Genomic DNA, 2,646 nt, shown 5'->3' with positions numbered 1-2,646 from the left:
CAACGAGGGAGAGACCGATGAGCACCGACCACAAATTCCTGGCCGTCTATCTCGGCAGCACGAGCGGCTCGAAAATGGCAGCTTGGCGCGCGCTGCCCGAGGCCGAACGGAAGGCGAAGGAACAGGAGGGCATGGCCGCCTGGCATGGCTGGGTCGAGAAGCACAAGGATGTGATCGTCGAGATGGGCGGCCCGCTCGGCAAGACCCGCAGGATCGACGCCAAGGGCATCACCGAGATCAGCAATGCATTGACCGGGTTCACGGTGGTGCGGGCCGCTTCGCAGGAGGACGCTGCAAAGCTGTTCGAGAACCACCCGCATTTTGCGATCTTCCCGGGCGAGGCGATCGAAGTGATGCCGGTCCTCCCAATCCCGCAGATGTAGCATCAGGGGGTAGCCGTCATTCCGGGGCGGTCCGCAGGACCGAACCCGGAAGACTGGGGGGACGTACGGGTTAATCACACCCGATTCCCGCTAGTGACCTTCGCGCCCGGCTCATGTAAAGCTCGTTCACATGAGCTGGCGCAAAGAGCAGGGCCGCGCCGAGCGCGGCTATCACCACGGCAATCTGAAGGAAGCGCTGCTGCAGGCCGCTCTCGGGCTGATCGCCGAGAAGGGCGCGGCCGGCTTCACCTTTGCCGACGCCGCGCGCATGGCCGGCGTCAGCGCGGCGGCGCCTTACCGGCATTTTCGCGATCGCGACGAGCTGCTGTCCTCGATCGCGCAGCGCGGTTTCGAGCAATTCGAGGCGCGCCTCGCTGCGGCCTGGGACGACGGACGTCCTGATACGGTCACCGCGTTCGAACGGGTCGGCAAGGCCTATCTCGCCTTCGCCCGCGAGGAGCCTGCGTTCTACAACGCGATGTTCGAATCGGGGGTGCCGGTCGATGCCAATGCCGCACTCCAGGCCGCGAGCGAGCGGGCCTTCAACATCATTCGCGCCGCGGCCGAGCGGCTCGCGGCGCTGACGCCTCCCGGCACTCCGCGGCCGCCGGCAATGATGATGGCGCTGCACATCTGGTCGATGGCGCATGGCGTCGCCTCGCTATTCTCCCGCGGCGACGCCGCCCGACGAAAACTGCCGATGTCGCCGGACGAACTGCTCGAGGCCGAGGTGCTGATTTATCTGCGCGGCCTCGGTTTTCCGACCGACCGTCGTCCGGCGGGACATAGCGCCGGGCCGCCGCCTGTGCCGCCGGAGGGCTCCTCCGGTTCAGGACTGCCGCCCGGCAGTCCCTGGGGCAAGCCGAAATGAAATTCCGCAAATAATCACGCGGGCGTGTCTGGCGGCCGGCTTGACAAAATCACGCGATGGTCTAGCTATGTAAATGTTATTTACATTCACAACGGCGCTGGTGCCGTGATGGAGATGGGAAATGGCCTACACCGCTGACGTCAATCGCTGGCGCGGCCCTTCGGACCAAAACCAACACTACGAGCGTCCCCGGATGCTCGATACGCCTTGGCATCCGGGCTGGATCGCCGTGACCATCCTCGGCTTCATCATCTGGTGGCCGATCGGACTTGCCCTTCTCTTTTTCACACTCGGGAGCAGAAGAATGTCGTGCTGGAGCCACCCGGATCGCTGGCAGAACAAGATGGAGAAGATGCAGTACAAGATGGATCGCATGCGCGACCGCATGGAGCGCCGCGGCTTCGGCTTTGGCTTCGGCCCGTCGTCATCCGGCAACCGCGCCTTCGACGAGTACCGCTCTGAAACGCTGCGCCGGCTCGAGGAAGAGCAGGTCGAGTTCAAGAACTTCCTCGACCGTCTGCGTCACGCCAAGGACAAGGAAGAGTTCGACCAGTTCATGGCGCAGCACAAGACGCGTCCGACCCCGCCGCCGACCGACCAGCAGCAGGGCTGACCTGACGGTTCGCACATCTCAAAGCCTTCAGGCGCATGCCCCCAAAGTCCTGATGGCCCCGAGCCGCCCGCTTGCGTAACCCGCAGGCGGGCGGTTTGGTTTTGGGGAAACGGTCGAGGTTCAGCGCACCGCCGCGAGCTGCGCGCGAACCGAGGCCAGGAAGTATTCGTAGGCGTGGTCCACGATCTCGTTGAGCGATCGGGTTCGCGCGAACATCGCCTTGGCCTCCGCGAGAAACTCCTCGCGTGTCGGGATCTTCGGCAGATGCAGATGCGTCAGCGCGTCGACACCTTCATGCGCGCGATTGAGGATGTCGTGCAGCGTCGGCAGCTGCAACTGGGCGAGATCGGCCCGGCGGCGGGCCGACGAGATCGCATGCGCCAGGGTCTGCGCATCGAACCGTCCGGCGAGCTCGCGGGCCGCCCGCTGGATGACCCGCGCGCCGAGCGGCTGCTCGTTGCGCAGCACCTGTTCGGGCGGTGCCTTCATGTTCCAGACCACGCCGATCCACGACAGCAGCGTCAGGATGTAATAGGTCACGTCGACCTCCCACCAGCGAAAGCCCTGTCGCACGCTGCTCTGGTAGGCGTGGTGATTGTTGTGCCAGCCTTCACCCAGCGTGAACAACGCCAGCAGCCAGTTGTTGCGGGAATCATCGCCGGTCACGTAGCGCTTGCGCCCATGCACATGGGCGAGCGAGTTGATGCAGAAGGTCGCGTGATAGAGCAGCACCGTGCTCCAGAGAAAGCCGACGACGAGACCCGACCATCCTGCGATCA

Annotated in this window: 4 protein-coding genes; 3 read left to right on the top strand and 1 reads right to left on the bottom strand. The window is 64.6% G+C overall.

Going from position 1 to position 2,646, the window contains the following annotated elements; translation table 11 throughout:
* Positions 1–17: 17 nt before the first annotated feature.
* The 3 genes from JHD07_RS11810 to JHD07_RS11800 all read left to right on the top strand — a co-directional run bounded on the left by JHD07_RS11810 (position 18) and on the right by JHD07_RS11800 (position 1,867).
* Positions 18–383 (top strand): hypothetical protein, encoded by a 366-nt coding sequence (locus JHD07_RS11810; protein WP_291622165.1) that lies wholly within the window; start codon positions 18–20, stop codon positions 381–383.
* A gap of 130 nt (positions 384–513) precedes the next feature.
* Positions 514–1,254: a TetR/AcrR family transcriptional regulator gene (locus tag JHD07_RS11805; protein WP_291622163.1), complete on the top strand. Its 741-nt coding sequence runs from the start codon at positions 514–516 to the stop codon at positions 1,252–1,254.
* Positions 1,255–1,375: 121 nt separating this feature from the next.
* Positions 1,376–1,867, top strand: coding sequence for a DUF2852 domain-containing protein (locus tag JHD07_RS11800; protein WP_291622161.1), 492 nt, complete (start codon positions 1,376–1,378; stop codon positions 1,865–1,867).
* A 120-nt stretch (positions 1,868–1,987) separates the two neighbouring features.
* Here the strand turns inward: JHD07_RS11800 and JHD07_RS11795 are convergent.
* On the bottom strand, positions 1,988–2,646 hold a 659-nt coding region (locus JHD07_RS11795), incomplete at its 5' end, for an acyl-CoA desaturase (protein ID WP_291622159.1).

The organism is Bradyrhizobium sp., assembly GCF_016462955.1.
Lineage (GTDB): Bacteria > Pseudomonadota > Alphaproteobacteria > Rhizobiales > Xanthobacteraceae > Bradyrhizobium.
The sequence above is the reverse complement of the archived record's forward strand: the minus strand, read 5'-3'. Positions and strand labels throughout refer to the sequence as shown.